Source organism: Photobacterium japonica, assembly GCF_050337005.1.
Lineage (GTDB): Bacteria > Pseudomonadota > Gammaproteobacteria > Enterobacterales > Vibrionaceae > Photobacterium > Photobacterium japonica.
Window position 1 is genome coordinate 1 of sequence record NZ_JAKJSN010000051.1, and the last position, 25,164, is coordinate 25,164.

19 protein-coding genes, 1 tRNA gene and 3 pseudogenes are annotated in these 25,164 nt (G+C 51.3%); 9 read left to right on the plus strand and 14 right to left on the minus strand.

All coding sequences use genetic code 11. The features are described from left to right. Positions 1-170, minus strand: a 170-nt coding sequence (locus tag L4C36_RS18130) for a transposase (protein ID WP_428479238.1), incomplete at its 3' end; no start/stop codon positions are given. Between the two features lie 55 nt (positions 171-225). Between L4C36_RS18130 and L4C36_RS18135 the strand changes: the two are divergent. Continuing rightward, positions 226-791 (plus strand): annotated as a pseudogene (locus tag L4C36_RS18135) (IS110 family RNA-guided transposase); the annotation flags it as partial. Positions 792-1,152: 361 nt separating this feature from the next. Here the strand turns inward: L4C36_RS18135 and L4C36_RS18140 are convergent. Next, on the minus strand, positions 1,153-1,509 hold the full coding sequence (locus L4C36_RS18140) for a hypothetical protein (RefSeq protein WP_428479213.1): 357 nt from the start codon (positions 1,507-1,509) through the stop codon (positions 1,153-1,155). A 219-nt stretch (positions 1,510-1,728) separates the two neighbouring features. Between L4C36_RS18140 and L4C36_RS18145 the strand changes: the two are divergent. Next, positions 1,729-1,941 (plus strand): annotated as a pseudogene (locus tag L4C36_RS18145) (IS110 family transposase); the annotation flags it as partial. Between the two features lie 33 nt (positions 1,942-1,974). Here the strand turns inward: L4C36_RS18145 and L4C36_RS18150 are convergent. After that, the gene (locus L4C36_RS18150) at positions 1,975-2,787 is read right to left on the minus strand and encodes a hypothetical protein (protein ID WP_428479214.1); all 813 of its coding nucleotides are present in this window, start codon (positions 2,785-2,787) and stop codon (positions 1,975-1,977) included. Between the two features lie 88 nt (positions 2,788-2,875). On the opposite strand from L4C36_RS18150, the pseudogene L4C36_RS18155 reads away from it, so the two are divergent. Beyond that, a pseudogene (locus tag L4C36_RS18155) lies at positions 2,876-3,119 on the plus strand (IS110 family transposase); the annotation flags it as partial. Between the two features lie 70 nt (positions 3,120-3,189). On the opposite strand, the gene L4C36_RS18160 reads toward L4C36_RS18155, so the two are convergent. The 4 genes from L4C36_RS18160 to L4C36_RS18175 form a co-directional block, all read right to left on the minus strand. Next, positions 3,190-3,564: a DUF7674 family protein gene (locus tag L4C36_RS18160; protein WP_428479215.1), complete on the minus strand. Its 375-nt coding sequence runs from the start codon at positions 3,562-3,564 to the stop codon at positions 3,190-3,192. A 489-nt stretch (positions 3,565-4,053) separates the two neighbouring features. Beyond that, positions 4,054-4,144, minus strand: a tRNA-Ser gene (locus L4C36_RS18165). A gap of 126 nt (positions 4,145-4,270) precedes the next feature. Beyond that, the gene (gene manA, locus L4C36_RS18170) at positions 4,271-5,476 is read right to left on the minus strand and encodes a mannose-6-phosphate isomerase, class I (RefSeq protein ID WP_428479216.1); all 1,206 of its coding nucleotides are present in this window, start codon (positions 5,474-5,476) and stop codon (positions 4,271-4,273) included. 323 nt (positions 5,477-5,799) lie between these two features. Beyond that, a complete protein-coding gene (locus L4C36_RS18175) occupies positions 5,800-7,701 on the minus strand; it encodes a fructose-specific PTS transporter subunit EIIC (RefSeq protein ID WP_428479217.1) in 1,902 nt (633 codons plus the stop codon). 461 nt (positions 7,702-8,162) lie between these two features. Here L4C36_RS18175 and L4C36_RS18180 point away from each other — a divergent pair, with 461 nt between their 5' ends. Then, positions 8,163-9,008 carry an AraC family transcriptional regulator gene (locus L4C36_RS18180; RefSeq protein WP_428479218.1) on the plus strand — a complete coding sequence of 282 codons (846 nt, stop codon included), beginning with the start codon at positions 8,163-8,165 and terminating at the stop codon, positions 9,006-9,008. A 69-nt stretch (positions 9,009-9,077) separates the two neighbouring features. Here L4C36_RS18180 and L4C36_RS18185 read toward each other — a convergent pair whose 3' ends face one another. Continuing rightward, the gene (locus L4C36_RS18185) at positions 9,078-9,884 is read right to left on the minus strand and encodes a PTS sugar transporter subunit IIA (protein WP_428479219.1); all 807 of its coding nucleotides are present in this window, start codon (positions 9,882-9,884) and stop codon (positions 9,078-9,080) included. Between the two features lie 70 nt (positions 9,885-9,954). After that, on the minus strand, positions 9,955-10,266 hold the full coding sequence (locus L4C36_RS18190) for a PTS fructose transporter subunit IIB (RefSeq protein WP_428479220.1): 312 nt from the start codon (positions 10,264-10,266) through the stop codon (positions 9,955-9,957). A gap of 231 nt (positions 10,267-10,497) precedes the next feature. Between L4C36_RS18190 and L4C36_RS18195 the strand changes: the two genes are divergently transcribed. After that, entirely contained in the window at positions 10,498-11,220 is a 723-nt protein-coding gene (locus L4C36_RS18195; RefSeq protein ID WP_428479221.1) for a YebC/PmpR family DNA-binding transcriptional regulator, read from the plus strand. Between the two features lie 94 nt (positions 11,221-11,314). Here the strand turns inward: L4C36_RS18195 and L4C36_RS18200 are convergent, their stop codons facing one another. Together L4C36_RS18200 and L4C36_RS18205 are read right to left on the minus strand one after the other, a co-directional pair. Then, positions 11,315-12,085, minus strand: coding sequence for an ABC transporter permease (locus L4C36_RS18200; RefSeq protein ID WP_428479222.1), 771 nt, complete (start codon positions 12,083-12,085; stop codon positions 11,315-11,317). Between the two features lie 9 nt (positions 12,086-12,094). Further along, the gene (locus L4C36_RS18205) at positions 12,095-12,718 is read right to left on the minus strand and encodes an ABC transporter ATP-binding protein (protein WP_428479223.1); all 624 of its coding nucleotides are present in this window, start codon (positions 12,716-12,718) and stop codon (positions 12,095-12,097) included. Positions 12,719-12,980: 262 nt separating this feature from the next. On the opposite strand from L4C36_RS18205, the gene L4C36_RS18210 reads away from it, so the two are divergent. After that, a complete protein-coding gene (locus L4C36_RS18210) occupies positions 12,981-17,183 on the plus strand; it encodes an AsmA family protein (RefSeq protein WP_428479224.1) in 4,203 nt (1,400 codons plus the stop codon). 76 nt (positions 17,184-17,259) lie between these two features. Here L4C36_RS18210 and L4C36_RS18215 read toward each other — a convergent pair whose 3' ends face one another. Both L4C36_RS18215 and L4C36_RS18220 read right to left on the minus strand, forming a co-directional pair. Beyond that, entirely contained in the window at positions 17,260-17,889 is a 630-nt protein-coding gene (locus L4C36_RS18215) for a LysE family translocator (protein ID WP_428479225.1), read from the minus strand. 131 nt (positions 17,890-18,020) lie between these two features. Beyond that, positions 18,021-18,884, minus strand: a complete 864-nt coding sequence (locus L4C36_RS18220; protein ID WP_428479226.1) for an SMP-30/gluconolactonase/LRE family protein — start codon at positions 18,882-18,884, stop codon at positions 18,021-18,023. Positions 18,885-19,164: 280 nt separating this feature from the next. Here L4C36_RS18220 and L4C36_RS18225 point away from each other — a divergent pair, with 280 nt between their 5' ends. The 3 genes from L4C36_RS18225 (at position 19,165) to L4C36_RS18235 (ending at position 24,578) form a co-directional block, all read left to right on the plus strand. Continuing rightward, positions 19,165-21,015, plus strand: coding sequence for an ABC transporter ATP-binding protein (locus tag L4C36_RS18225; protein ID WP_428479227.1), 1,851 nt, complete (start codon positions 19,165-19,167; stop codon positions 21,013-21,015). Between the two features lie 196 nt (positions 21,016-21,211). Beyond that, a complete protein-coding gene (locus L4C36_RS18230) occupies positions 21,212-24,103 on the plus strand; it encodes an AMP-binding protein (RefSeq protein WP_428479228.1) in 2,892 nt (963 codons plus the stop codon). 274 nt (positions 24,104-24,377) lie between these two features. Continuing rightward, positions 24,378-24,578 carry a hypothetical protein gene (locus tag L4C36_RS18235; protein ID WP_428479229.1) on the plus strand — a complete coding sequence of 67 codons (201 nt, stop codon included), beginning with the start codon at positions 24,378-24,380 and terminating at the stop codon, positions 24,576-24,578. A gap of 206 nt (positions 24,579-24,784) precedes the next feature. Here L4C36_RS18235 and L4C36_RS18240 read toward each other — a convergent pair whose 3' ends face one another. Next, positions 24,785-25,153 (minus strand): diacylglycerol kinase, encoded by a 369-nt coding sequence (locus tag L4C36_RS18240; protein WP_428479230.1) that lies wholly within the window; start codon positions 25,151-25,153, stop codon positions 24,785-24,787. Between the last annotated feature and the right edge of the window lie 11 nt (positions 25,154-25,164).

Consider the following 25,164-nt stretch of genomic DNA (forward strand, 5'->3'; position numbering starts at 1 on the left):
ATATTATTCTCGGGCACAACGGCTCCTGATTGTCGAAGTTGTTTTCGCCAATAATACAGCGTTGCTTCACTGATGCCTTCTTCTTTTGCTATCTCCGCGACAGAGCGAGACAACGGTGGTAACAACTTTTTCAAGATGGCTTCTTTTCTTTCTTGCGAATAACGAGACATGTTTCCTCTGTTTCCGCCCCTCTAAATTGATGAATTTTTAACAGTGACAACTATCCTGACACAGGGGGTTCCCGATGCGCTGGAAGATGCCGAAAACCCACTGCCCGATTTAGCCAGAGCAATCATCGCTGATTGTTACGACCACCTTTTAGTGCTCAACCAGCGTATCGACGATCAGGAACATTGCTTTGATATGCTGGTATCGCGCAGTCATAATGCCAAAAAGATAATGAAAGTGGCGGGCATCGGTCCTATTACCGCAACGGCGGTGATTGCCAGTATAGGTAAAGGCGAGCAGTTYGATAAAGGCAGAGCTAGATTTTAATAAAAGGTGCTGCTTGGCTCGGTTTAGTGCCAACCCAATATTCCACGGGCGGTAAACCAAGGCTTGGCCGTATCACCAAAAAAGGTGACAAGTACCTTCGCACGCTACTCGTTCATGGTGCGCGGGCAGTGATTGCCAGCCTGGGTGACAAAACCGACCGACTCAGCYTGTGGTGYAAAGACTTGGTTGAGCGGCGSGGYTTCAAACGCGCTATCGTGGCATTAGCCGCCAAAAATGCGCGAATTATCTGGTCGCTGCTGCGTCACGACACCGACTACGAACCCATCAAAAATTAACGGATGTAGAAACCATTTGTGAGGGAGTCACACACTTCACCGGGTCATTGCAATAGCCAATGATGATGTATGGTTAAGACCATTTGCGGGAAAACCTGATATGCAGGCGGGCACAAAAGATGCCTTCTAACGAATGAGGAACCGCAACCGCGTAGTGTCATCAGGGTCATGGCAAATAAGCCAATAAACAGACCGAATGTAGAGCGGCAGTCCCAAACCTTATATTACCTGACGCTGTTGTTGACCCATGTAGCCCGCTTAACTTGATGCCAACTACACCACACCCAAACTGACCACCGGAATTACAAAAGCCAAACCGAACCAAAATTGCCGCGGGTTGGCAGTCAGGTTGAAGCGATTGTTATGCGCTTGAATCACATACGAAGTTGACGTCTTCATCGATTAACCGATAACTTGTAACGGCTTTAATGTCGCCACAGCCTCTAACTAGAATATCCAGACAGTCAAGGTAACCATTCTTAACACTTAAAACAGTCTCTGCACCCAGCTCCAAAACTGAGGACTCAATTATAGGGCCAATAAAGTTTACTGTCTTAGAATTAGCTACAACATTACCTCGTTTTTCGAAGCATACGATAACACCAGACCCCGTATATTCTCGCTCTGATACAATTAACTCAGAAATACAGCTACTTTTGAAATCATCTGGATAAGAGCTAACTATAAATTGGATGATAGATTTTTCGAGTTCATTCATGTTACCAACTCACCTTTCTGGCGCATAACGAATGACATGGACTCCCCCTCATCCGGACTCTGCCACACTGGAAGAGTCAAATACGATATATGTTCGGAGGCCCCCCTATCACTCTCTATCTATGGCATTGATCTTGCCAAACATAGCTTCAGTATCCACGGTGAAGATACGACAGGCAAGGTACTGATCCACAAAACAGCCTTTACAACGCAAAGCTCAGGGGGGCGAGCACAAGTACGCAGCGTACTCTACATGGCTATGATGTCTGCGATGCAGTGTAACCCTGTTTTTAAAGCGACTTCCCAGCGACTTTTAGATGCTGGGAAACCAAAAAAAGTCGCCATTATTGCGTGTATAAGGAAGATGGTTGTGATCTTAAATTCGATGCTTCGAGATGGCGTCATGTGGAACGAAAACATAGCCAGAAATTAGCTATTGACGCCATAGTCGTTTGTTAGACAAATTTTACCCCCATTTTTTCCGCTTCAAAACGAGATTTTTAGGCGCCAAAAAGAATGGAAAAAACTCATACATATAAGGGACAGTTTGCTTTACTCCTTGCAATTCAGCTAAGTTGTGAAGCTCATGTGACAACTTACTTAATAGCGAGTAAAACGGACTCAATAACGAAACCAATGACCAGACAATGTGAAAGTTAGCTTTCTCTGTTGCATGATATAAATAGTGAAACTCTGACATCAGCATTAGCTCTCCGTCTATGTTTCTTCCGGGATACCACGATGAAGCCATGTTCATTTTATCTATGTAACGAAAAGTATTCGCCTCGAGTTTTTGTCTCGTACTGTATTTTAATCCCCAAATATGGCTATTAATAACTTCAGACCACATTTTAAGGGGATCTTCATGCCTTGGTGATTCCGTAATTTGGTCGAGGTTATAATATCTAGATCCAGTACCAAACAAAGACAAAACTTCAAGAATTTGCTGTTGTTCATCGCTGCTTGTCATCTCGACATTATGCATCTTCGCTATCGAACAAGACGCTTTGTACAGATCTAATATGTTGTGTCCATAAGCCCTAAGCTGCTTGTTTGTCGGATTCAAATTATAATTTTCTAGCTTGTGTTGCAGGACCACTACAATTTTCATCAAGCGTTCAAAACCAATAGATAATTCAAATAATCCAGAGTAGAAGAACCCCCTGCCTTGGTCATCAATATTTGCTCTACGTATAGAGTCTAAACCAGCAAGCAAACTTGATTTTGTTAAATGCCCCTCTTGGGACAAAAGTCTGTATTCTTCTTCAAACACAAGCATGAATGTTTCCTATTTGCCTAACGAATGGCATGGACTCCCCCTCATCCACACTTGAAGTGTCAAACACGATATATGTTCGGAGGTCACCATGTCACTTTCACTCTATGGCATTGATCTTGCCAAACATAGCTTTAGTATCCATGGCGAATATATAACAGGCAAAGGTACTGATCCACAAAACAATATCAAGGTCTAAAGTTCTTGAAACTTTTGCAAACATTCCGTCCGCTATCATTGGGATGGAAGCCTGTGGCAGTGCCCATTATTGGGCGCGTGAATTAACAAAGCTTGGTCATACACCAAAAATCATGGCGGCCAAGTATGTGGCGCCCAATAAGCGCCTGCCAAGATTTTAGGCCTTCCGCTGATCCAACAGGCGCTTGGTCGGCTTTGATGCGTTTGTTAGGCGGGTGATTTGCCATGAAAGCCTTTATATAGGGACTTGATAGTATCAGGCAATTGCTTCCAATAAGGGGCCGACTTTTCCTCGTTTACCTGCCAGAACAGATTCTCTGTAAAGGCTACATCTATGCAGTTTTTTATGTCATCGTCTTCAAAAAGATACTTCTTCCTAAAGTACTCAAAAAGATCTTTATAATGAGTGGGAGCGGTACCTCTGCGCATTTCTCCGTTTAAAGCGTTTGCGAGGCTTTCAAACCAAGAATAAGCGTCGTCTGGGTCAAGGCTACCCCACTGCTTTACATGGATTGAGTCTGCCTTCGCAGTAATGCCTGGAAACTCAATCCTGAATTCTTCGTACATTTCTAGCAGTAACATCAAATACGCCTAACGAATGACATGGACTTCCCCTCATCCAGACTCTGCCACACTTGAAGAGTCAAACACGATATATGTTCGGAGGCCACCATGTCACTTTCAACCTGTGGCATCGATCTAGCCAAACATAGCTTCAGTATCCATGGCGAAGATGCGGCAGGCAAGGTACTGATCCACAAAACAGCCTTTACAGCGTAATACTCAGAGGACGATCTAAGGTTCTTGTAACGTTTGCAAACCGACCACCCGCTATCATCGGGATGGAAGCCTATGGCACTGCCCACTATTGGGCGCGTGAATTAGCAAAACTAGGCCATACGCCAAATTCAACGCATACGAAAAAGCCCTAGTCTTTGACCGGGACGCGCAGTCGAGGGCTTTAAATGTGGCGGAGTGCTGGGGTCGCACACGACTAGGGATTTCAAAATCCCGTCATTCCACAAACGACAGATGTAAAAAAGCCGACAATCAAGTCGGCTTTTTTGAAGTTGGCGGAGAGATAGGGATTTGAACCCTAGGTGGGCTATAAACCCACGCCGGTTTTCAAGACCGGTGCTTTAAACCACTCAGCCATCTCTCCATGCGGCGGATAATACGGGTTACAGCTTAGGGTGTAAAGCCCTTTTCTGTGTGCGCGGCATCAACCGCGCACAGAACCCGCATCTCGCTTATCTTTACAACAAACCACACGATAAACGCAGCGCCATTAGTTGTAGGCGCGGGCAAATTGGCCGGTTGAGGTCGCCATGTATTCACCCGTATTCGCCGGAATGAAGACAGATTGGCCTTTCTCAACGGTCACGGTGTCACCATTAACATGAGAAACCGTCAGCGGTGCATCCACAGCCAGCAAAATTTCAGCACTCTGTGTGGTCAATGCTTTATCTGCCACGTTGGTGTACACGCTGAATTTGAAATCTGGCACTGGGATCGGATAATGCGCTACGCCAGGTTCTTCACCGTCGTTCGCGGTCGGTGCCAATAGCAAGGTATCAAACGGCATCTGCACACAACGGGTGCAGCTCACGAGCTCTGGCACATCCATGTATTTTGGTGTCAGGCCAGCACGCAATACGTTGTCTGAGTTCGCCATGATCTCAAGGCCCGTGCCCTTAATGTAGGCGTGTGGGGTACATGCATCCAAGAACATGGCTTCGCCTGGCTGTAGTGTCAGGGTATTCAGCATCAGTGGTGAGAACAAACCGATGTCGCCAGGGTACTGCTCTGCCAGTTCCAATAGCAAGGCGCACAGGGCATCGTCTTTGTTCGCTTGGGCATAAGTCAGTAGCGCGTCTACACAGCGATCTTTACGCTCGCCAGACAATGACAACATCGCTTCAAAGAAGGCTTCCAGACCCGCTTCGTTCTGGTTCGCTTCCAGTGCCGCCACCAGCTCTGCCAACTCGTCAATCGCCAGTGCGTTAAACAGCGCAACAATCTCACTGTACTCACGGAAACCGTTCATCGCTTGGTACGGCGTTAATGCGAACACCAACTCTGGCTTGTGGTTAGGATCTTTGTAGTTACGGTTACCCGCTGTACGTGGAACGCCTGCCGCTTCTTCCTTCGCAAAGCCGTCTTCTGCTTGGGCTTTGCTTGGGTGTACCTGTACAGACAGCGCATTAGCCGCAGACAATACTTTGAACAGGTATGGCAATTCACCAAACGTGGCCGTGGTGTCTGCACCGATGATGGCTGGCATATCTGTGGCAATGAAGTCAGACAATAGCGTTGACTGGCCGTTTACCTCGATGGTTGAACACCCATTTTGGTGCGCGCCCATCCAGATCTCTGCTTGTGGCTGACCGGTTGGGTTTTCAATGCCGAACAATTCGCCGATAGCGGTTTTGCTGCCCCACGCATAGTCTTGAATGATGTTATGCATGCGGTAAAAACGAGGTGAAGTACTCATAACGTTCCTTATAGCTAATACTGATTTCATTAGCACCCAGTCCCTCTGCTTTCGCACAGCCTCGATGCTCATGAAATCGGTCTTTTGATTGACCTACCCAGCCCCTTTTTTCGTCGGGGCTCACCCTAGCAAAAATGCACGCACATTCCCACTGAGTATTTTGTTAGTTGCTACCCTTGCCTCTGTCTCACACACGTTGTCACTCTCGCTCAAACGGATGCGAATAGAAACAAGGAAAGGCTCCGACCAGGAGCAGTCGGAGCCCGTACCGGCAACACAGGGGGAATCAGTTGCCGGAAGGTATTACCTATTGTGTGCGAGGCTTACGCTGTCGCTGCCTGCGCCGCTTTTGCTTGGCGCATTTTCTTCAGAGAAACCGCCACCAACGCTGTCACGATGGCACCGGCTGCCATACATGCCAGTGCCAGTACCGGTTTGTTCATCGCACCCAGTAGTGCAACAACCGGACCACCGTGTGCCACGCTGTTCGTGATACCGAATGAGAACGCCATTACCGCGGCAACCATTGAGCCCAATACGTTCGCAGGGATCACTGACATTGGGTCTTGTGCCGCGAAAGGAATTGCCCCTTCAGAGATACCCACCAAGCCCATCGCGCCAGATGCTTTACCCGCTTCAATTTCAGACTCTTCAAAGATGTTGAACTTGCGACCGATAACCGTTGCCAGTGCCATACCCAGTGGTGCCACAGGGATTGCACACGCCATCGCACCCATGAATTGTGTTTGACCGCTGGCAATCATACCGACAGAGAACAGGAAGGCCACTTTGTTGAATGGACCACCCATGTCGAAGCCCGCCATACCACCCAGTACGATACCCAGTAGGATCACGTTGCCAGAGCTCATGTTGGTTAGCATTGCCGTTAGGCCATCCATCAGACTTGCAATCGGTGCGCCGATAACAAAGATGAACATGCTCGCAATGAACAGAGAACCGGTGATAGGTGCAATCATGATTGGCACCAACGGTTGAATGAACTTGTGGTAGTTAATGTTGACGATGAACTTCACGAAGTAACCGACCAACAGACCCGCCACAATCGCACCGATGAAACCGGTACCCGCTTCTGCGCCGTAGAATGAACCGTTGTTCGCAATCCAGCCGCCGATCAAGCCCGGTGCCAGTGCAGGACGGTCAGCAATCGCATACGCAATGTAACCCGCCAAAATAGGGATCATCAGGGTGAAGGCCACCACGCCCACGTTCAGCACTTGGTTCCATAGGCTGCCTTCAGGGATCTGCATGCCGCCTGCGGATGGCTCACCGCCAATCGCCAGCGCCAATGCAATCAACAGACCGCCAGTCACCACGAACGGGATCATGTGTGATACGCCATTCATCAGGTAACGGTACAGATCAGAACGCGCTTGTGACACTTTGCTTTCTGTTTCTGCTGGTTTGTCATCACCCGACACTTGGTAAGCCGGAGCCGCCAGTGCTTGGTTGATCACGCCTTTTGCATCTTTGATTGGTGCTTTTACGCCGGTTTTGATCACACGTTTGCCAGCAAAGCGTGCCATATCAACTTGTTTGTCACAGCTCACGATAATCGCTTCTGCGCGGGCAATCTCTTCAGCCGTTGGGCTGTTCTTCACGCCAATAGAACCGTTGGTTTCAACTTTGATTTCAAAGCCCAGCTCTGCCGCGCCTTTCTCTAGCGCTTCTGCGGCAAGGTAAGTGTGTGCAACACCCGCCGGACAACCGGTTACGCCAATCAACAAGCCTTTGTCAGCCACTGGGGTGTCAGCCGCTTCGGTTTTTTCAAGCAGCAAACCCAGTGCTTCTTTCTCGGTTTTCGCTTCCATGAAGGCATCAATGAAGCCGTCTTCAATCAGCTTAGAAGAGAGTTCCGCCAGCACTTCGATATGGTGGTTGGCACCGCCGTCTGGCGACGCAATCATGAAAAAGAGGGTAGAAGGCAGACCGTCTTCAGCACCGTAGTCCACGCCACTACGGCTGATACCGATCGCGACCGCTGGCTCTGTCACCGCGGCACTTTTCGCGTGCGGCAAGGCCACACCGTCTTCAAAACCGGTGTTACCCAGTTCTTCACGAGCATGAATATCGGCTAAAAATTGTTGTTTATCACTGATACGGCCCTGCGCATGCAGTACGTCGATCAGTTCAATGAATACGTCTTCTTTGGTGGTTGCTTGTAGGTTCAAGCAAATCAAATTCTCATTAATCAAATTGGTGATCATGAGTCGCCCCTTCTCGTTATATTTCTCGTTATGCTTTTCGCGAGTGTTGTCTTCGACGGTGTGGTGTCGTTGGGGATATTGTGAGCGAATCTGACACACGCAGATAGTGTACTAGAATGGCATTTACTGGAAATTTGTAACCTATAGAAAAGAGTGTGATCCAATTCTCACTCAGCCACATTGCGTACCCAAGCATTAAAAATCACAATTAACACTTTAAAATCAATACACTGCAACTAGCACACCAATCATTAACCCCGTTATTCCGTGTTGGATTTATTTTCAAACACTAGAAGGAAGTAACACTAAAATGCCGTTACGGGTGCGATTTTGAGTGATCTGGTTCACGCTATTGCCTGCGTTTTTTGGACAAAGGTGGCCGTCACCACTTTCTCACCGGATAATGTGCCACATTCCTTCCCCCTAATTGGGATCTTTATTCCATTACGGACAGATTGACCATGAGCGACGTTTTTCATCACCTGCTCGACACCCTGCTGTCGGAGCGCGAGCATTTCAACCACATCTGGTTTGCCAGCGATCAGCACACGCCGCCGCCGTTTAGTTATCAAGTGAATTTTCCACGCTTGGAAATGGTGATCAGTGGGGAGTACATCAATGAATTGGAAGATCCGGAATTGGGGATCACCAAAGTGGCCATCATGCCGGGGGATGCGCTGTACATTCCGCCCAACTGCTGGAACAAACCCGATTGGGACACCGACTGCTCGGTGTTGAGCTTGTTGTTTGGCCGTCGCCAATTAGGATTCAGCCTGGTGAGTAAAGCGCGGGCGCATACCACGTGCCATGACGTACAAAAGCACAGTATCCCAACCCGTACCGGCCATGCTATCGACCACATTTTATCTGCACTCAATGCGCTGGCCAAAGAGCCGATCCAAAAGCCAATGGATGCCCATTTGCTACAAGCCCTGCTCAGCTACAGCCAGCAGATGTTGAGCGCCCCCAGCCAGACCAGCAAAAAGCGCAGTGAAGATTTGTATCAGGGGATCTGTATTTACATTCAGGAAAATTTTCACCGGCCGATCAGTCGGGATTCCATCGCCAAGCGCTTCAATATTACGCCGAACCATTTATCACGCCTGTTTCGCCAGCAAGGCCACATGCGCATGGCGGACTACATTACCTGGGTGCGCATTGAACGCGCCAAGTTCATGTTGAAGAAATACACCTTCCGCTTACATGAAGTGTCGACCCGCTGTGGGTTTCAAGATGTGAACTACTTCTATCGGGTGTTCAAAAGCAAAACCGGACTGACCCCGTCGGATTACCGTGCGGCACAGTAAGGTCACACAACGGCGAATGCCCTTACCCCTTCGTCACTCATCATCACGCTTCATCCCGTTTCAACAGCATCACGAAAAGCTGTCACGAAACGGCGTGGCTAAGGTGTGTTTGATGATGGCGTCTAAAACGTCGGGTTGATCGTTATCAACCAGAATATCGCAGAATGCCGGATCCAATAAGGCTTGAGAAAAAGCGGAAAAGGCCATGAGATGCGGTCGCTGTGGCGGATGCGGTAACACCAAGCCAATGATACGGGTCACCGGCCCCCGGTTCGAGCCCCAATCGAGCGGTTGAGTCAACGTCATACAGACAACATGCGGACACGTCACTGCAGGACTGATCACATGCGGCAGCGCGATACCATTTCCCATGCACGTTGAAGACACCGCTTCGCGCGCGAGCAGTTGTTCGAGCAAGGTCGTATTCGAGGCGACCTCTCTCGCGGCCACACAATCGGCCATGACACTGAGCAAGACACGTTTTTCCAGCGTCACGCCAGATTCGGGCACGGTAGAAAAAGGCACCGCATGCCACTGACAAGCAAACGGCAAGGCTAACGCGTGTGCCACTTGTGATGACGGCACATGGCGCCGCCCCCCCTGCACCAACAAGCCATGTTCGGCAATAAAATCGGTCAGTACAATGGCGGCCAATTCGGCATCCGCTCCTTCAATCAAGAGCTGACACAGATCTGCCGGACGCGTACCCAGTGCCATCACGCGCATGGGGGACGACACATCGGCCATTTTACGCTGTGACACATTACGCATCACCACCATCGAGCAGAAATAGCCCCCCAGCACTTTCAGTCGATTCAACGCCCACGCGGGCAGACCATCGTGGCCAATCAAAAAGGTAATACGGCGTACTATCATCCTTGTTTCACCTGTCTGCGGGCATAGAAACGGGCATGGGAAGAGGCGGCGATCAGTGGCGGTAGGGTTATCACGCTTTACAAAATGCCTGACAGCGGTTGATCACACTGATCGGATCGGTCAAGACATCTTCAATCGTCACGCAGTGAATTTTGCTGCCCGTGAAGCGCGCGCGGTGTTCAATTTCAATGTCAGAGGCAATTAACACCACATCGGCACGGCCAATATCTTGCACACTCAGTGGGTTTTCAATCCCCATCGCACCTTGGGTTTCTATCATGATTTGCACCCCCAGCTGCTGCGCGGCTTTTTTCAGTTCGGCGGCGGCCATATAAGTGTGTGCTATCCCTGTAGGGCAAGCCGTTACTGCTACAATTTTCATTCTGTGTTGCTCTCATTAGTCCCAATCGCTGGGAATTTATACGTTTCACAGCGGAATATATAATCGCTACAGTGCATGACTGCAAGTCACGCGGCGAAATTCAACGCAGAAATTGATCTATTGCAGGAAACCCTGTAGGAGAACACGCATTACCCCTAGCCATAGCGCCTTGCTTGCTGGTAAAATCCGCCTCCAACAGAAATCCCAAATATCAAAAAGAGAGTGATTCCTATGGGACGCAGTTTCGAAGTCCGTAAAGCCTCTATGGCGAAAACGCAGGGCGCAAAAATCAAAGTTTATTCTAAGTACGGTAAAGAAATTTACGTATTGGCGAAGAACGGCGGTATCGACCCTGACACTAACCTTTCCCTAAAGCGCATGATCGAGAAAGCGAAAAAAGATCAGGTGCCGACTCACGTTATCGAAAAAGCACTCGATAAAGCCAAAGGCGGCGGCGGTGAAGATTTCGCAACGGCTCGCTATGAAGGTTTCGGTCCAGGTAACTGCATGGTGATTGTTGACTGTCTAACAGACAACAACAACCGTACTTTCATGGACGTACGTCAGTGCTTCGTGAAAAACGGCGCGAAAATCGGTAACCCGGGTACAGCGGCACACATGTTTGAACACCAAGCGGTATTCCAGTTTGCTGGCGATGACGAAGATGCAGTACTAGAAAACCTGATGATGGAAGATGTCGACGTGACTGACGTTGAATGTGAAGAAGGCGTGATCACTGTATTCGCCCCTCACACTGAATTCTTCAAGGTGAAAAATGCACTAGCATCAACAATGCCAGAGATCGCTCTGGACGTTGAAGAAATTTCTTTCGTTCCACAAACCATGACTGAGCTTGCGGGCGATGACGTGGCGATGTTCGAGAAATTCCTTGATGCGCTAAACGATTGTGATGACGTACAGAACGTTTACCACAACGCAGAGATCGCAGACTAATTCTTCGCTCTCTTGAAAATCCCCGGTACTGCCGGGGATTTTTGTTTCTGCCCTCCGTCACGCCCTTCTTCTCGCTCGCTTCACGCTGACTGACTTACAAAATCAACTGACCATAACGGTTAAACGCCGAACGACTGGCTATCGCCAAGGTCGTGCACACCGACACACTGGCCGTAATGAAAATCGCGACCATGATTGCTAATTGGTATTTCACCGCCAACAAGGGTTCTGTCCCCCCCAGTATTTGACCGGTCATCATGCCCGGCAAACTGACAATGCCCAACGTGGTCATGGCAGCCAGTTGCGGTGCCAATGCCGCTTTCACCGCAGTACGAATAAACGGCAGTTCTGGATTCGGCGCGCCCAAGGCAACATAAAAGCGGTATTCGTCTTGTTTGTCTTTCAACATGCTGTACCAACGTTCTAACGCCAGCACATTAGCCGCCAAACAGTTACCCAGTAACATGCCCGCCACCGGGATCAAATACTGCGCCTGCCACCACGGTGATACCTTGATCACCCCTGCGAGCATGGCCGGTAACACGATCAACAATCCCAGTCCTAATCCCAATAATAAGGCTGGCAGCACTCGCTTGAGCGGCACGCCAGCGCGACGGCAAATCGTCACACCCGCGACGCCCACCATGGCAGAGAGCCAAAATGAATTCAGCCACGGATTTTGAAAGGCGAACAAGGTTTGCAAGTACAACCCCACCACGGCCAGTTGCACCGTCATGCGCAGGACCGCCGCCAGCAAGGTGGTTGTCAACGCTAAGCGCCACCGCAGAAAGAGCACGAGCGGGATCAACAGCAACAAGTAAAAGCCGCCCAATGCCCAATAGCTGATTGATAATGCGTTATCCATACGGTGTCCTTATTTGCCCTGCATCACACAATGCTGATCGGCCGCCGCCAGCCAATGCGGATCGTGCGACACCGAGACAATGGTCAGAGAATGGGCCGCTAACAGCGCCATGATCCGATCACGGCTGGCCGGATCCAGCGCCGAGGTCGGTTCGTCCATCAACCACACAGGCCGATTCAGCAGTAACGCCCGCACAATGGCTAAACGTTGTTTTTCACCGCCCGACAGTTTTCCAACCGGATGACTCAACGGATGATCCAATTTAACGCGATCCAGTAACGCAAGTACTGCATCATCGGTAGGCGACGGTGTCTCCGTGGCATGTAAATGCCAAGGCAGCCAGAGTGCAGCGCGGATGTCCTCCCCGCCCATGACAGGTTGCTGGGGCACATAGCAACATTGTTGGCGCCACCACGTAAGTGTGTCCTCACTGATACCCTGCGCCTGCCAATAAAAAGTCCCTTGCTGCGCGGGTTGTAATCCTGCTAACACCTGCAACAGACTCGACTTGCCACACCCTGACGGGCCGGACAAGGCCAAGTGCTGCCCCGCCGGTAAAATGACATTTAGCCCCTCATGCGGGTTGGCTTCAAAGCCTGACGACAAGTCAGACAACACGAATGCATCGTTCATGAATCACTCCCTTTGCCTTTGCTCCCGAGTGTAATCACCGCCGTAATATGATTCAAATCGTTCAAAATCATCTTTGTTATCATGCTTATTCATGTTGAGTCGTTGTGGTTACCAAATAAACAATGATGCACTGCAAAATAATGCATTATAAGTGGCAAATTTTACTCGATTAGCCATAAGCCGACGATCTTGCATCACAAAAGCGATAAAAAAATGATATATTCTTGTCAAAAATTGATATCCAGAATGGCACTGAACGGCAATGACTATCCACTCAGAGAATCAATCAGCCGACGCAGCTATTGATAACAATAACAACCAGACTCCGCCGCCTAAGCGCCCACTGAAAACGTGCCTGAAATGGCTCGGCTGGGGACTGCTCCCCCCTGTCGCCCTGACTACCGCCCTGCTCGGCTATGGGATCAACCTTGACCTGACCCCTTACCGCACCGAAATCAGTGATTGGCTGTCGACCCATTTGGATCGCACCACTGACATTGAGGGTGAAATCCACCTGAATCTGTCATTTCAGCCCGCCATTCGTCTTAGCGGCTTAACCATTGCCAATACCGAAGCCTTCAGCTGGCAACCCCTGATTGAAACTGGCAAGCTTAATGCACAAATTGCCCTGCTGCCCCTGTTAAATAGCACGATTACCGTTGAGCAAATCGAGCTGGAAGACATGGCCGTTTATCTGGGGAAAGATGCCCAAGGTCAGGCTAACTGGCTGCTGGGTGCACCCTCGGCGGTCGAGACACACGACCGTAGTACGCAAAATCAAACACAACAGCCGACGCCCGCTCAGGCACAAACACATGGCCTGCCTTTTCAGTTGGCGTTAACGCACCACATTACGGCGAAAAACCTGTCGCTGGTGTATGACGATCAACAGCAACACCAGTACATTGATGGCTACTTGCACGATCTGAATGTGGCCCCTAACGCTGATGCCGCTAACGGGCAGTGGCAACTGACAGCCAGCGGCGAAGCCATTGGCCAGCCCTACCACCTGCAGTTAAACGGGGATCTCGATACCCTGATCAACCAACAACGCGGCAAACTGCAACTGGCCGGGGACTTTGCCGGTGCCAATCTAGCAATAAGCGCTAACGTACAGCCCCCAGCACAAGGCCAAACCCACGCCGATGTGCGCCTGACCTGGGAAGATACCCGCCCACTGGCCACGCTGCTGGGATTAGACATCAAGTATGTCACGCCACTGACGATCACCAGCCAGATCGCGGCCTCACGCGATACGTTATCTATCAATAAATTGAAGATTGACAGCCCGGTCACACAAGGGACGGGACAGTTGGACATCGCGCTGGGTCAACACAACACCATTGATGGCGCCTTAGCCCTCAAGCAAATCGACCTGCGCCCGTGGTTAGCCCCACAACCGCAAATGATGATGCGTGCCTTTGGCGCACCACCACAACCTTCGCCACTGCAACAAGCGTTGGATCAATGGCTCAATAAAACCAGTACGTCCCTCTCTGTCACCATTGATGAAATTCTGGGACTTGGCACGCAGGTTGAAAACCTGTCGCTCGGTATTGAGGGCGATGAAGGCCAATTATCCGCCCCGATCAGCGCAGATATCGCCAAGGTACCGTTTCGCGGTGAAGCTACCTTGGATGCCACCCAATGGTCATCCCACTTGGCTATTCAACTCAGTGCCACGCACTCCCCTTTAGGAGAAATGGCACGCTGGTTAACGGGGATCCCCCATGCCCGTGGCCACCTTGAACAGGCGCAATTGTCTGTCACCACCGAAGGCACCAAGCTGAGTGAATGGTTGGAGAATGCCCAACTGGCACTCTCGATGGATCACGCCGCGGTGACATGGGGAGGCGATGCCCAATTTAGCATCGATAAAGCCCGCATGAACACAGGCCTGCATGTGCCGTTTCACTCCAAAATCCGGGGCCAATTGATGGGCGTGCCGGTAAAAATCGACGCACAAGCCGGTAACCTGCAAGACATCATGCTAGGGCGAGATTGGCCCGCACGCATCACGGTAGACAGCCCCGCCATCAACGTCACCGCAGAAGGCGTGCTCAAACACACCCGTTGGCAAGAAGGCAGCTGGTTTGATCTGGATATCCAAAGCAGTGATGCCGCCCTGCTCAGCCCGTGGCTCGGGTCACAAACGGCTATCAAGGGTGAAATCAATGTCGACGGCAAAGTGCGCTATAACAATGGCTGGATCAATCTGGACATGCCGAGCCTGCGCCTGCTCAACAGTGACGGGGATGTGAGCCTGCGCTGGCGCCCTGTTGATACCACTGAAAATGCAAAAAACACGGAAAACACGGAAAACACGCAACGTACAGCGCCTTTCTTGGCGGTTAACGCCGATTTTTCACGGCTTGATCTGACCCAGTTGGGCCACTTCATGAATGACGATGAGCTGCCACAAATCGAACAAACCGTGCCCACCCAAGGAGTGAACCTGAATGTGCCGTTGCTGGGCAGCGATGTGGTGATTGCGGATGCCGATATGCACTTCAACGCTGATCACTTCATATGGGGTCAACAAACCGTTGATGCTCTGTCGTTCAACGGCCAAATCCGTGATGGTAAGCTGCGCAACGCACCGCTGCGTGCCCGCTATGCAGGCAGCGACATCAAGGGCAAGCTCAATGCCGGCATCAATGCGGCCCATATTGATGCCGACCTCAAACTGTCGGTGGAAGAACCGAACATTGGCGACATCGCCTCGCGCTTTGACATTGCCGATGATCTCGATATGCGCTTACAACACGCTGAACTGTCGGTAGCAATGGAAGGTCGTACCCTGTTGGAGCTGATGGAGCACACACAGGTGGAAGCCCTGCTACGCGGTGGCTACGCAAGGTTAGCCGACACTTACACCGGCAAGGCGTTAACCTTGCAGGTGAAAGAGGGGCGCTTTGTCACCGGGCCCGACACGGAGACCGCCCTGACCCTGTCCGGCCATGCCGCCAACAAACCGATGTCACTGCGCCTGAACTCGCTATCACTCAAAGCCGCGAACGATGGTCGAACTACGTTACCGGTGGATCTTACCGTCACGCTGGGTGACATGCGTGTTGATGCCTCATCACACGTCGCGCTACCGATTGATCCAAAAGACCTGAACCTGGCGTTCCATGCCTTTACGCCCAACTTGGATCGTCTGGAAGACTTTGCCGCCATTGATTTACCGCCCTACGGCCCTGTCTCTGTCGACGGTACACTGGCAATGGATCGCGCGGGCTATCACCTTAATGATTTGCTCATTCAGATCAATGACAGCCAGCTTCGCGGCACTGGGGCCTTCATTCCACCGGGCTTAGTTGGCAGTAACACTGGCAATCGCACGGGTAATGACCGTCCTAATGCTAACCTGATCTTAACCGCCCCCTTCATTCAATTGGATGATTTTAAGGTAGATAACTGGCAGGCATGGCAAGACGCCAAAGCCCAGCATGACAAGGCAAAAACCGCTAAACAGAAAGCCACGACGGCACAAGACACCGCCGCAAACACCGCCGTCACAGAGAAAACGAAACCGGCTTCGCTGATCAGTCCGGCGGGGCTAAAAGCGATCAATGCCCGTTTCTCGTTGGCGGTTGATGAAGTGCGTTCCGGCAAAGACTGGCTCGGGGCGGGTCAGCTGTCCTGGCAATTGCAAGATGGCGTGTTCAAATTAGATCCGCTGTATATCCAGTTGCCCGGCGGGAACATCCATGTCGACAGCACCATCAAAGCGAACGGCGAAATGTTTGATATTGCCTTAAACGGTAAGGTGGAAAACGTCGACTATGGCGTACTGGCGCGTCGCCTATCACCCGACAGCACAATGCACGGTCGCTTGAGCAGCCAGTTCTCGCTTACCAGTTTGGCGAACTCGCCAGATACTTTGCTCAATAATGCCAGTGGCTTTTTAGGCTTTTCGGTCTGGCCGAAAACCTACGATGCTGAGTTAATTGATCTGTGGGCCGTCAGCCTAACGGATGCGATTGTGCCGACCTTCACCAACAACGATCCGTCGGTGCTAAACTGTGTCGCGGGGGGCTTTGATATTGCCAACGGCACCATGCATGAGCGTGATCTGCTGTTAGATACCACCCGCATTCAGGTCAAAGGGGACTTCAACGCCAGCTATGCGGCACGGGATTTCTCGGTGTATTTGCAACCGCAATCCAAGCGCGCGCAGATCTTCAGCCTGCAAACACCGGTAGAAGTGTTTGGTGAGTTTGAACATTTTGACTTTACCGTACCGCTGGCGGCGATTTTGGAAACCTCGGTGCGCTTTACCACCAGCCCGGTCATTTCACCGCTGCGTTGGCTGCTGGAAAAGCCCCTGCCTCGTGATGGCAGTGCGCAGTGTGAGAAGATCTGGCAAGGCCAGCCGCTCAGTGCCCCCGCGATGACAGCGGTGCCCGTCGCTTCACACCCGCGTCATCCTCACTACCGGCCGCCGGTTACGCAGCCATAAAAAAACGCCAGCCCTCATCAGGCTGGCGTTTTTCTTTGTTTCTTTGTTTTCTGTCGCCCATTTTTTTATGAGGCAATCAGCTCGACAACACTTTCACCCCAAACAGGGTAAACAGTCCCCCCGTGGCATAATCCACCCACTTGGTCGAACGGCGGTACAAGGCTTGGGCACGCGCCTGTGAGAAATACACCACCAACAAACTGTGCCAAAGCAAAGTAATGCCGCCCATCACCAACATAGTGGTCACGGTCAGGCTGACGGTCATGGTGGCAGGCATCGCCAAGGAAAACAGACTCACCACGAACAATCCGGTTTTCGGGTTCAAAATACTGGTGATAAAGGCGTGACGCAGTAACGGATAAAAACCACTGTGTTTAGCATGGCTGGCATCCAGATCTAACGCCGACACCGACTTATGGGCACGGTAGCAACGGCTGATCCCCAAATAAATCAAATACCCGCCGCCGAGCACTTTCATCACGGTAAATAACGCCGGCATGCTATTGAGCACCACCAGCAGGCCCGACGCTCCCAGCGCGCCCCACAACATCACCGCTAAACTCGCGCCGACGGCCGCCCCACTGGCTTGGCCGCGTCCCGTACTTAACGCGCTGTTAATGGTTAAAATGACATTGGCGCCCGGCGTGATAGACGCGACCGTCCAAATCACGACCACGTTCATTAATACATCGAGATACACGTCCACGTAGACACAATCCTTACGGTTTTAATCCATCCATTGCGCGCTACTGTACCCGTTTTTATCCCGCAGTCTGTGCGCATTGCCGTATTTTTAGCCTCTCTCCGTACCGAAAACAGCGGCGGTACCCGTGATTATTACCATGTGGTAATGAGCGGCTCATTGATGCCTTGCCAGTCCACGATTGCCGTGATCACTTCACCCGGCTTATCACTGCCTGCCGCACTGGTGACCACCAACTGATGACCGGACTCGCCGCCTAGCGCCACCATGGTGGGGTTTTCTAACGGCACCGGGATCACATGGCTCACCACACCGTTCGGAGCTATGCGTACCACCGACTGACCGCTGTACATCGCCACCCAGTAACCGCCTTCGCTGTCGACGCTGGCACCATCCGGACGACCATCAAACGCGGTCAAATCACAGAAGATCGTGCTGTCACCGTATTGACCCATTTGCGGATCGTAATCGGCGCGGTAGATCAAGCTGGATCCGGTATCTGCCCAATACAACGTTTTACCACACGGCGAGAACGCCAAGCCGTTGCACGTCCAGGCGAACATCGGCATTGCCTGTAGCTGACCACCTTGCGCCAATTGGTAAAACTGACCTTGATCGCCCTCTTTGGCCCCGTTACGGGTACCGGCAACAAAACGGCCTCCGGGTGCCGCGCGGCCATCGTTAAAGCGCATGCGCGGGTGGGTTTTCTGCAACGGCGCTATCAACTCGCGCTCGGCGTCCCAGTCGGCCAACAGGTACATGCCCGTTTTGGTCGCCAGCACATAACCGTCTTCCTGCCACAGCGCGAAACACCCTAACATGTCATCCCAACGGCGTGCCTGCGGTTGGCCGTTATGCAAACGCCAGATCTCGCCTTCGGCAATATCGACCCAGCACCACATTTGATGACGCCAATCCCAACGCGGGCATTCCGCGAGGGTGAATCCCTGTGCCACTAAAGGGTGAAAATCAAGGGCTAATGACTGCACATCTTTCATGAATATTCCTTACCATCACGATCATTGTCTTTGCGCCAAGTTAACCATGCAGTATCACGCCGCGCTACCCTTTTTCAGAATAAAATCATGCTGTACGATTCAACATCACGCCCCATAAGCCTTGGGCTTTCATTGTGTTACACCCCTTTTATGTGATCTATCAACTGAGAACCGTGAAATAGCCAAGAAAGAACGCCTGTGCGCCTTACTTCTGCTCGCACGGGCAGGTAAAATACGCGCCCACACGTTGAAAAACGTCACCAATGGGAATCCTCGATTTATGTACACGCGTTTTGAAAAGCTCACCGAAGCCTTTCCCCCACACGATCCCAAACAGCCACCCAACACCCTGTTTGCCTTCTGCCGTTACTACACCCGTGGTTTTGGCTGGCCGTTGCTGGCCATGTCTGTCCTCAGCGCCTTGATCGCGATTGTTGAAGTGTCACTGTTTGGCTTCATGGGGCAATTGGTTGATTGGCTGACAACACACAGTCCGGATACGTTTTGGGCCGAAGAAGGCGGCAAGATGATCGGCATGGGCCTCGTCGTGCTGGTGGTTGTCCCTGTCTTGGTTACCCTGCATTCGTTGGTGATCCACCAAACCTTGCTCGGCAACTACCCGATGTCGATCCGCTGGTTGGCTCACCGCTATTTACTGCGCCAAAGTGTCTCTTTCTATCAAGATGAATTTGCCGGCCGTATCGCGACCAAAGTGATGCAAACGGCCTTGGCTGTACGTGAATCGGTCATGAAACTGCTCGATGTACTGGTCTACATCACGGTGTACTTCACCTCAATGATCGTGATGATTGGCCAAGCTGACACACGCCTGATGATCCCGATGCTGCTGTGGCTTGCCGCGTACATTGGCATTCAGTGCTACTACGTGCCCAAACTCAAATCCGTCGCGACCGAACAAGCCGATGCACGTTCAACCATGACGGGCCGCATTGTCGACAGCTACACCAATATCTCGACCGTTAAACTGTTTTCACACACCAACCGTGAAACCGAGTATGCCGAGCAAGGCATGACGGGCTTCATTGACACGGTATACCGCCAAATGCGATTGGTGACCGGGTTTAACTTGTCGGTTGAAGCGATTAACTACCTGTTGGTGTTCATTATTGCCGGTATGTCGATCTGGCTATGGACGGGGTCAGCGATCAGCATTGGCGCCATTGCCATTGCGGTCAGCTTGGCACTGCGCATTAACGGCATGTCCAAATGGATCATGTGGGAAGTGGGCGGTCTGTTTGAGAACATCGGTACGGTAGTAGATGGCATGAAAACGCTGTCGCAGCCGATTGCGATTGAAGATAAACCCAACGCACCGGATCTCAACGTACCACAAGGCGGTATTGCGTTTGATAATGTCAGCTTCCACTACGGTGAGAAGAAAGGGGTGATCAATAACCTGAACCTGACCATCAAGCCGGGTGAGAAAATCGGTTTGATCGGCCGTTCGGGTGCCGGTAAATCTACTTTGGTGAACTTGCTGATGCGCTTCCACGATGTGGAATCCGGCGCGATCAAGATTGACGGCCAGACCATTTCGGACGTCACGCAAGAATCGCTGCGCGGACAGATCGGCATGGTGACGCAAGACACGTCCCTGCTGCACCGTTCTATCCGTGAAAACATCCTCTACGGCCGCCCAGATGCGACGGAAGAAGAACTGCTGAACGCGACCAAGCAAGCGCAAGCCCATGAATTTATCGAAACCCTGACCGATCCACACGGTAACGTGGGTTACGATGCGCAAGTGGGTGAACGCGGGGTGAAACTCTCTGGCGGTCAACGTCAGCGCGTGGCGATTTCTCGCGTGTTGCTAAAAGATGCCCCTATCTTGATTTTGGACGAAGCAACGTCGGCACTGGATTCAGAAGTCGAAGCGGCAATTCAGGAAAGCTTGTATGAGCTAATGGAAGGCAAAACGGTGATTGCGATTGCCCACCGCCTGTCGACCATTGCGGCGATGGACCGTTTGATTGTCCTCGATCAAGGGCAAATCGTCGAACAAGGTTCCCACAAGGAACTCTTGGCGCATAACGGAATTTATGCCCAGTTGTGGGATCACCAGACGGGTGGGTTTATTGCCGAAGATGTGTCACTGACACCGGCTTCCTAACGATTCGCTTGCTTAAACGATCATCACCCAACAAAAGCCCGACATTAACGTCGGGCTTTTTTATATGCGTAACCGGTTAACGCTTAGTCAAAATCAACCGTTTGGCCCAACGCTAATAGGGCCTTCATCCCGCTGTTTTTAAAAATATTAGCTACACTCTAGGGCATAAACGGAGAACAATAACAGGTCAAAAACAATGCCCGATAGCCATAAGCCCTCCTGCCTCACCACGCCCCCGGATCCTCACGTTGAGGCGCACCGTTTACTCACTCTGATTGAAACACTCTACCAAGAACTCAACCAAGGCCAATCCCCTCATCCATCCCTTACGTTGGATACGCAACTGGAAAACGGTCTGGGGTTTGACAGCCTGATTCGGGCCGAATTGTTTCAGCGTACTGAGCGGTTATTTGATATCACCCTCGCCGATCAAGCGCTGGCCTTGAGTGAAACGCCTCGGGGTCTCCTCAATGCCATCTGCCTCGCCCAACAAGCGCCGCAGAGCGTGAAACAAACGATTGGGGAAATCCAACTTGATCGTGTCAGCCACACACCTGACCATGTGACAACCCTGCAAGGCCTGCTCGACTGGCATGCCGAACAACACCCTGACAGGCCACATCTTTATGTGTATCAAAATGCCACCGATATCGACACCATCAGTTACCGCGAGCTACAACAGCATGCAATGACGATAGCCCAAGGCTTAAGCCATCGGGGGATTGAGCCGGGCGACACCGTCGCCATCATGTTACCGACGAGCAATGACTATTTTTTTTGTTTCTTTGGCATTCTCTACGCACGCGCTATACCGGTTCCCATCTATCCCCCAGCCCGTCCCTCACAGATTGAAGATCACCTGATACGGCATGCCAAGATCCTGCAAAATGCGGGGACAAAACTGATGATCACCGTCAACGAGGCCAAACCGTTATCGCAATTGTTACGGTTACAAGTGGACGCCATCCAAGACATCATGACCGTCTCTGAACTGCAGTCGACCACGTCAGCAACGCTCGACATTGGGCTCCCCCATACCGATGACATTGCTTTTTTACAATATACGTCCGGCAGTACGGGCGTGCCCAAAGGGGTGACGTTAACCCATGCCAACCTGCTCGCTAACATCCGTGCCATGGGCAAAGCCGTCAACGCCAGTAGCAATGATGTGTTCGTTAGCTGGCTACCGGTTTATCACGATATGGGGCTGATCGGCGCTTGGCTCGGCAGCCTTTACCATGCAATGCCACTGGTGATCATGTCCCCACTCATGTTCTTATCCAAACCACAGCGCTGGCTATGGGCGATCCACCAGCATAAAGGGACGCTCTCACCCGCCCCCAATTTTGCTTATGAGCTTTGCGTCAACAAAATCGATGAGCGTGATATAGAAGGGTTAGATCTGAGTCACTGGCGATTATCCTGGAACGGTGCCGAGCCCATTAGCCCCCGCACCCTCGCGAAATTTACCGCCCGGTTCGCCCCGTATGGTTTTCGGCCTGAAGCCCTATCTCCGGTGTATGGATTGGCCGAATCGTCGGTAGGCCTGACTTTTCCTACCCACATTCGTCCTCCGCGTATTGAACAGGTTGATCGTCACACCATGATGCGCAGCGGTCGCGCTGTCCGCCGCCAAGGCGTTGACCCAACAGCGAACGACCACACGGCTGACAAACAAGCAACTGACAACCATGACACCCTGTCGTTAATTGGGCTCGGTCACGCACTCGCCGATCATCAGATCCGCATTGTCGACGCCTTTGGCCAAGAGTTACCGGAAAGGCAAGAAGGTGAACTCGAATTTAAAGGCCCATCGGCCACTCAAGGCTATTATCACGAACCCGAAAAAACCCAAGCGCTCTTCCATGATGGCTGGCTAAAAACCGGCGATCTTGGTCTGACGATAGACGGAGAGCTCTTTCTGACAGGCCGCACGAAAGACATCATCATTAAAGCCGGACGCAACATCCATCCACATGAATTAGAAGCGGCGATCAGTGAACTCAGTGGGATCCGTAAAGGCTGTGTTGCCGCCTTTGCCTGTGCGAACCCTCAGTCAGGGACCGAGCAATTGATCGTGCTGGCCGAGTCCAAAACCACCGATGAGGCAACAAAACAACAGCTCAGCAGCCAAATCCAAACCTTGGCGGTTAACCTGCTGAGCGTCCCTGCCGATGATGTCGTTATCTGCCCGCCGCATACCGTCCCCAAAACCTCGAGTGGTAAAATTCGCCGTTCCGCCTGTAAAACGTTATACGAAGCCAATAACCTGCAGGCCCCCCAACGGGCGGTGTGGTGGCAAACCATGAGATTAGCCACCCTCGGTCTCATGCCCACCGCCAAACGCCTGCTAAGGGCAGCCGGTGATTACGTGTTTGCCGCGTACATGTGGTTAGTCATGATTGGTTTAACCCTCTCCGTTTGGTGCTTAGTCGCCCTCCTCCCCAGTCAACGCGCCTGCTGGGCGGTCACACGGGCGGGGGCAAAGGCACTGATCCGGCTAACAGGGACGCGCTTTGTCGTTGAAGGCAAACACAACCTACCGCCCAAGGGACAGCCCTGTGTGATTGTTGCCAATCACGCCAGCTATTTGGATGGCTTAGTGCTGGCGGCCGCCACCGGACTTGATCATCAGTTTGTTGCCAAGGCAGAATTACAGCATCAGTGGGTTAGTCGTGTTTTCCTCACCAAAATCGGCAGCCATTTTGTCGAACGCTTTGATACCGAAAAAAGCGTCAGTGATAGCCAGAAATTGGCAGATCATGCCGTGAGTGCACAGCCACTCACTATTTTTCCGGAAGGGACCTTGTATCGCATGGCGGGCATTCATGACTTCCACCTTGGCGCCTTTCAAATAGCAGCACAACACCAACTGCCGGTCATCCCAATCACCTTGTGTGGCACCCGTTCGATGCTACGGAATCGCTCTCTGTTTCCTCACCGAGGGGAAATCCGCGTCTGCATTGCTCCCGCTATCCTGCCAGATCATGATGACTGGCAAGCGGCAGTCACATTGCGCGATCGGGCCCGCGCTGTCATTTTACAGCGCAGTGGTGAGCCGGATCTCGCCAAAGCGACCACCCACTAACCTTGCTGGTAGGCGTATTACCCGTCCGATTTTTTGCACCAATACGCGGCCTACCTTATCTTTGACGGAATTATTGTCTGTATCTACGCAACCATGATCCATGTCAACAAACAAAGAACAATCTACGCTTAGAGATAGTCATGCTTTATCAACAATGCTATTACAAAGTCATAAGTTATTATTCTGACGCTTGAGCAATTTTCGTGCCAGTGATGGAATAACTAACGTATACAGCGCTGACAAGAAGTCAGTGGTTTAATAAGGAGTATTAATAATGTTGTGCCCTGATTGCAAACAACCCATGGTTAAAGCCAAAGATAACCATAACCATTGTGTTGAACTCAACTGCCCCCCTTCTCGCACCCAATGCCCTGAGTGTCAATCCAGCCAAACCCAGATCGTCGGGAAAAGTATCAGTGATGCACAATTAACGTGTAAAGACTGCCATGCTGAATGGACCATTTCGCGCAGCTAAATACTCTGTCCCCACAACGTTTGGTGATAACAGAAAGCAACGAATGAAAAGCGTTGATGACAAGGCACCGACAAATAACAAATAGCAAAAAGCCACGCTTGCTGATGCAAGCGTGGCTTTTTTACGGCATGTGTTTCAACGTGTTGGCACGTTTAACGCAATCGCTGAACTACCTCAACGGTATTGCAAGCAGATAGCAACGCGTGTTAGAAAAACGTCGTCAACAAAATCGCGCCCCACACCATCCCCGTCAACAGCATTGCCACAAACACGGCCGCTGAACCAATATCTTTTGCCCGACCGGACAATTCATGATGCTCAGGGCCAATGCGATCCACCACGGCTTCAATGGCAGAATTGATCAGCTCGATGATCATCACCAAGACAATACACGCCAGCATGGCGACCTGCTCATACAGGGTCACGGGTAATACACTGGTTACGATAATCGCAATCAGCAGCAATACGCTTTCTTGACGAAACGCGGCTTCATTTTGCCACGCGGCTTTCAGTCCTTGGATAGAATAAACGGTCGCATTCATAATGCGTGTTATGCCTGTTGCTCCGGGTTTCATACGCTTCTCTG